3 protein-coding genes and 3 pseudogenes are annotated in these 6,273 nt (G+C 49.1%); all 6 read left to right on the top strand.

What is annotated here, in order from left to right:
* Positions 1-175: 175 nt before the first annotated feature.
* Positions 176-340: pseudogene (locus Q0614_RS04680) on the top strand (BadF/BadG/BcrA/BcrD ATPase family protein); the annotation flags it as partial.
* 144 nt (positions 341-484) lie between these two features.
* Positions 485-1,078 (top strand): annotated as a pseudogene (locus Q0614_RS04675) (cytochrome bc complex cytochrome b subunit); the annotation flags it as partial.
* Positions 1,075-2,102: pseudogene (locus Q0614_RS04670) on the top strand (c-type cytochrome). The pseudogenes Q0614_RS04675 and Q0614_RS04670, both read left to right, overlap by 4 nt.
* Positions 2,103-2,569: 467 nt before the next feature.
* Complete coding sequence (locus Q0614_RS04665) at positions 2,570-4,039, top strand: hypothetical protein (protein ID WP_298786886.1); 1,470 nt, start codon at positions 2,570-2,572, stop codon at positions 4,037-4,039.
* Positions 4,040-4,132: 93 nt separating this feature from the next.
* Positions 4,133-5,623: a hypothetical protein gene (locus tag Q0614_RS04660; RefSeq protein ID WP_298786884.1), complete on the top strand. Its 1,491-nt coding sequence runs from the start codon at positions 4,133-4,135 to the stop codon at positions 5,621-5,623.
* Between the two features lie 431 nt (positions 5,624-6,054).
* The coding region (locus Q0614_RS04655; protein ID WP_366125041.1) for a BadF/BadG/BcrA/BcrD ATPase family protein at positions 6,055-6,273 on the top strand (219 nt) is incomplete at its 3' end.

Here is a 6,273-nt window from a genome sequence, read left to right as displayed (position 1 = left end):
CAAAGGTCGCCGTTATGGACGAGCGCGGCAAATTTTGCGAGCTGTTTTTGCTACCAAGCGGCTTTAGCGCGGTCAAGGTCGCGCGGCAAATCAAGCAAAATTTAGAGCAAAAAGGCTACGGCGAGGGCTTTTTGACGACTACGGGCGCGTTAGCGTAGAGTACGCGCAGCTTAGCATGAGCGAAATTTTATGCCACGGCCTTGGGGCGCACTTTTTGTTCGAGAAAGACTGCACCGTAGAGGGCGTGGGCGGGCAGGACACCAAGGCTATCAAAATAGAAGGTGGCAAGCCTACGGACTCCATCATGAACGACAAATGCTCGGCCGGCACGGGCAAATTTTTAGAGATCAGCGCGGGCCGCCTGGGGCTTGAGCTAAGCGAAATTTACAAAACCGCCCGCAAAAATCCCGCGATCAAGCTAAGCTCCCATGCGCGGTTTTTGCTGAGACCGTCCTCGCTAAGCGCAAACGGCGTAGAAACGGGCGAAGAGATAGACTTTGATATCGAGGCTGAAAAATACCTAAGCGGCGATAAGAAAAATGCTAAAGTTATTCCGTTTTGGCCGGGATTTTTGGCAAAAGACTTTATGTACATCGGCTTTTTTATAATTTTCTTTTTCTATTTAGTCTGTTTCCATTTCAACTTTGCGATGGATCCGATAAATTTCGAGCCGGGCAACGCTCTAAAAACCCCTCCACACATCTATCCTGAGTGGTATTTCTTGTGGCAGTATAAGATTTTACGCGGATTTTTCTTCGACATTTTCGGCTTTAAAGCTTACAACATCGGCCTTATCGCGTTTGCGATCGCGGGCGTAGCTCTATTTTTCATGCTGCTTTACGACAGAAGCGACGTCGTGGCTCCGGCTCACGAGAGAAAGGGCTTTTTTGTATGGTTCTGGCTGCTAGTGGTCGATATGATCGTGCTTACGATCTTCGGTAAGCTACCTGCCGACGGCATGACGCTTGGTATTTCAAACTCATGGATAGGATTTTACTCGAACATTACGTTTTTCGTTCTGCTTTTTGTCGTTTTACCTATCATAACGACTCTTGAGAAAAAAGGAGCGGTAAAATGAGAGAGTTAAAAATTTTCATAATCGTAGTTATTTTAACCGGCGTAACATACTGGGGTATCGAGCCTTACGCGCATAACGTCATGCATCCGCACGTCGGCGCGGCCGATTACGACTTTGGCGCCGAGGATATAAATCAAGCCAAATCCGTAGTAGAAGCTAGGCAAAAGGCCCTCGATGCGACAAAAGCTCTAAATGACGAGAAAAAAGTCGCCGGAGCACAAAAAGATCTCGAAGAGGCACAAAAATCTCTCGAAGACTACACTGCGTTTTGGAACGATATAAAGGCTATAAATTTAGCCAAAGGCGACGCGACTAAAGGCGCAGAAACCTTTGCAAATGCTGGCTGCGCAGGCTGTCACGGCGTCGAGGCTGCGGGTATGCCGACAGTTATGAGCGCTGCTGAACTTAGCGAAGCGTACGGCGTAGTGCCGCCCAATCTTAGCAGCGCGGGAGCGATATACGACGAGCATTTCTTGGCAGCCCTCATCAAAGATCCGACCAAGGCGCTAAAACTAACGCATAAATTTAACGACGAAACTCCATATCCGATGCCTGCCTTTTTCGGGGCCGGCGGAGAGGATCCAAAAGCCGAGATAGCTGATATGGTCGCATATCTAAAATCTATCGCGCCTAAAGAAATCAGCGACGAGAAGGTATTTCTAGATGCGTGTCAGAGATGCCACGATATGAAATACGAAAACAAATACGTTCTAACTAACCGCGTAAATTTGGCCGCCTACATGGGCTCAAACCCTCCTGATTTATCGATGATGATCCGCTCAAAAGGCGATGATTATCTGCATAAATTTATAAACGACACGCAAAAATGCTACCGGGCACCTCGATGCCTCGCGTAGGTCTAAATAAAGCTAGCGAGGACAAAGTCGTAGCCTACATGGCAAAAGCGGGCGACGCTAAAAAAGCCGAGCGCGAAAGCCTAGGCATAAACGCGATGATCTACTTCTTGATTTTCGGTATATTCGGATGGCTTTGGAAACGCAAAGTCTGGTCTGACCTACACTAAAATTTGAGCCCGACTCCGGGCTCAAATTTCTCTTTAAATTTACTCCTTAATTTCTAAAATTTATCTACCGATTTAGAAACCGTCGTAAAATTTATTCAGCACTCGCGATGCCTTGTCTAGGCTCAAATTTAACCGCAAACAAATACTAATTTCATGTGCCTATAGTTTAAATTTGGATACGTTTTGAGCGTAATAAAAACTATAAATATACATTTTACAGTATTTTTAAGAACGTGTTACTAACCCTGCTTTTTACGCCATGGACGAAGCAATACGGCAAGATCATTTGGATTTTCTTGGCGGCGGTGAGCTAAGTAGCGTGATTTATAGACGCATTTTTAAGTTAGAGCTCAGCTTGTTTTAGTTTTTTCATAATTTTTCTTGATTTAGGTCATCTTTAAATTTATTTCCCAATGTTAAAATCGGCTATCAATTTTGATTTACAAATTTTCAAAAAAAGGGTAAATATGAACGGTCTCAAATTTACAGTCAAGCTTTTTGCGACCATCGCGGCGCTTTGCCTCGGGTTAAATTTAAGCGCTAGCGAGCTGGAGGGTAGGTGGAGCATCGTCTCGGCAAACATAGACGGGCAGGAGGTGCAAACGGCGGGGCAGAAGTGCTTTGAGGATTCGTTTTTCGAGGTTAGCGGCCGCGAGGCAAAGCTAGGCCTTAGCTCCGTAGGCGAGGACGGCGCGTGCAAAAGCGGCGCGGCAAGCTACGCCTTTAAAAGTATAGGTGCTGGCAAATACGCGCTGGGTCCTATCGGCGAGTTTTGGCTAGATAAAGATGCGCTAAAGGTAAAACAGTCCTTAGACGGCGGCAAATTTATCGTTTTTTCTTTCAAAAAAGACGCGGCCGCAAACAAAGCCGCGGCAACGGCAACCGGCTCAAATTTGAGCACAGACGAGCTAGAGGGCAGATGGGAGATCGACTCGGTCGCAGCACAAGGGCAGACGTTTAAAACGGCGGGCCAAAAGTGCTTTGAGGATTCGTTTTTCCAGATAGCAGGCGGCAAAGCCATAGTCAGTATCGTAGCGGCAAATCCGGACGGCACGTGCAAGACGGGCGCAGGAGAAAGCGGCTACAAAAGCCTTGGCAGCGGCAGATACGCGCTAGATAACGATGCGGGCGAATTTAGGCTGAAAAACGGCTCGCTCGAATACGAACAAAGCGCGGGCGGCGTCTTGTTTACCTTTAAAAAAAGCCGCGCGGCGCAGGCTAGCTCAAATCGGGCGCAAGCCAAATCAAGCTCAAATTTAGAGCCCGAAAAAGACCCTAGCGTCAAGCATAGCGACGCGGGAGCGAGCAAAAAAGGCACGGGCGTGTTTGCAGGCAAGTGGTTCTTCATAAACACCAATACCGACATATCCTTTTATCTGCGCGACGACGGCACTTACGCGAGCCGTTTAGAAAAGCCCGACTGGCGCACGCGCATCGACGGCACGTATAAAAAAGACGGCAAAAAAATCGTACGAACCGCCAACGACGGCGAGCAAAGCACATATAGCTGCGAGAATGCGGACTGCACGTTTTTGTGGAGCGACGGCGGATACCATCTCTTTAACGCTCAAATCTTAAATGAGGTGCCAAAGGGCAGCTACTCATTCACCGCCGTTGGCTCCATGTCCGTTTACAACGCCTCGGGCGGCACAGATATCGTGGGCGGCGGCGTGAGCGGGTACTATGACTTCGACGGCAAAGGCCGATTTAAGGACGGCAGTTGGGCCTACTCCTCCGCCGCCATGAGCACTGTGGGCGGCGGCGGAACAAGATCTAGCAGTAGCGCGGGCTCATATACGCTGGATAGCGGTGAACTCACGCTCAGATACGACGACGGACGGACGCAGCGACATAGCTTTTTTTATATCCCGCCTACTAGCGAAGGCAAGGCAGGCGGAGCGGTCGTCGACGGCGTGATACATTTTTTGGACGAATAGCAACCCATCGGCGTAAAACCAGGGCAAATTTGAGAACAAAAAGCCGAAGGCAAAACCGCCGCAGACGGCTTAAAAATTTACGAAAGGAAAAATATGGCTAAATTTAAATTTTTTGCAATCCTCGCGGTGCTTTGCCTCGGGTCAAATTTAAGCGCTAGCGAGCTAGAGGGCAGATGGAGTATCGTCTCGGTTACGGCGCAGGGACAGACGTTTAAAACGGCCGGACAAAAGTGCCTCGAAAACTCTTTTATCGAGGCTAGCGGCGATAATGCGCGCCTAAGCTTAAGTAGCGCGGGCGGCAGCTCATGCGAAAAAGCCGAACAAAACTTCGCTCTAAAAAGTCTAGGCGGTGGTAGATACTCGCTTGGCGGCGCAGAGCTACGGCTAAATAACGGCTCGCTCGAGTACAAACAAGGCACGGGCGGCGACGAGATCGTATTTACCTTTAAAAAAGACGAGGTAAATTTAGCCAGCATCGTAAACGGCGCCGTAAATCAAGCCGGCCTCGGCGGGTCAAATTTAAGCGAGATCGAGGGCAGATGGGAGCTAGTCTCGCTGAAGGCGCAGGGGCAGAGCTTTAAAGTCGCGGGACAAAAGTGCTTCGGCGACTCGTTTTTTGAGATCGGCGGCGATGAAGCAACGGTAGGCATCGTGGGCGTAAATCCGGATGGTTCGTGCAACAATAGCGCGGGCAAAAGCGGCTACGAAAGTCTAGGCGGCGGCAAATACGCGCTTAGCGCTAAAGGGCTGGGCGAGTTTTGGCTAAAGGACGGCATGCTCGAATATAAACAAGTCGCAGACGGGCAAGAGGCCTTGTTTATCTTTAAAAAAAGCGCAAGTAGCGCGCAGGCAAAAGCAAACAAATCAAGCTCAAATTCGGCCGAGTCCGCAAAACCCGCAAAGGACTCTAGCGTCAAACACAGTAGCGCCGGGGCGAGCAAAAAAGGCTCGGGAGTATTTGGCGGTACGAAATTTAACATGCTTTTAAACACGAGCGAGGATTATTCCTTTTACCTACGCGACGACGGCACATACGCAAGCCGCCTAGAAAAGTCCGACTGGCGCACGCGCATCGACGGCACGTATAAGGTCAAAGACGGCATCCTAACGATAACTAGCAACGACGACTACGATACGAGCTACTACTGCGAGAACGACGACTGCACCTTTTTGTGGAACTCCATCGGTACGGGGTATTATATGTTTCAGGCGCAAATTTCAAGCCAAATGCCAAAAGAATGTTTCTCGTTTCGCAAGGACAGCTCGTCGTCCCTGCACGGCTGGTCGGGCGGCAGCGATACGGTGAGCGTAGGCGTGAGCGGATACTACTGCTTTGACGGCAAAGGGCGCTTTAGCTCGGGCGGATCGTCGTATGCTATGGCAACCTCGGGTACCCCATGCGGCAGCATAGACGGGGGTAGCTCAAAATCGCGCAGCGACGAGGGCTCATACACGCTCGATCAAGGCGAACTAACGCTCAAATACGACGACGGCACGGTTGTTCGCCACAGCTTTTTCTACACTCCGCCGCGCAGTAAAGACAACAAAGCCATGGCGATAATCGACGGCGAGGTTTATCGGTAGGCTGGCTCTTTTTGGTTAGTAGGATTTAGCATTTTAGCCCATTTTTGATCGGGCTAAATTTACATACTGCGCCAGCCAAATTTGATAGTCTGCTCTCGCCTCTCACGACCACCAAATTTGCTTACCGCCCGGTTCAAAACCTACCTTAAATTTGACGCCGTACGTTAAAATTCCGTCGTCAAATTTACCCTCATTCGCCGCATCGAAAATCTCAAATTTAATGCGCTAAATAATATTTTTTCAAATTTCCCTCGCTTTTTACGCCTGATTTTGGCTATAATTTCAACCAAAGCAGATCGCGGTCGCGATTTACGTTTGCATAAATTTATCTTCATTTGTAGTTTCTGCAAATTTACACGAACCTGAGCACAAATTTGTGCTCAAATTTGACGAAGTTCCGCGTGTCGGAAAAATTTTCTACGGATCAGAGTATGCATTTTATCGGTATCGACATCGGTTCGACCTCATCAAAGGTCGCCGTTATGGATGAGTGCGGCAAATTTTGCGAGCTGTTTTTGCTACCTAGCGGCTTTAGCGCGGTCAAAGTCGCGCGGCAGATCAAGCAAATTTTAGAGCAAAAAGGCTACGGCGAGGGCTTCGTGACAGCTACGGGCTACGGACGCGTCAGCGTGGACTACGCGCAGCTTAGC

Origin of the sequence: uncultured Campylobacter sp. (genome assembly GCF_937997595.1) — a bacterium.
Lineage (GTDB): Bacteria > Campylobacterota > Campylobacteria > Campylobacterales > Campylobacteraceae > Campylobacter_B.
Note: the sequence above shows the minus strand (reverse complement) of the source record. Positions and strands in the feature narration are given on the sequence as shown.

Bases quoted from the DNA above. Each gene is read 5' to 3' on its own strand.
- Q0614_RS04660 (WP_298786884.1), top strand. From the start codon at position 4,133: ATGGCTAAATTTAAATTTTTTGCAATCCTCGCGGTGCTTTGCCTCGGG.
- Q0614_RS04665 (WP_298786886.1), top strand. From the start codon at position 2,570: ATGAACGGTCTCAAATTTACAGTCAAGCTTTTTGCGACCATCGCGGCG.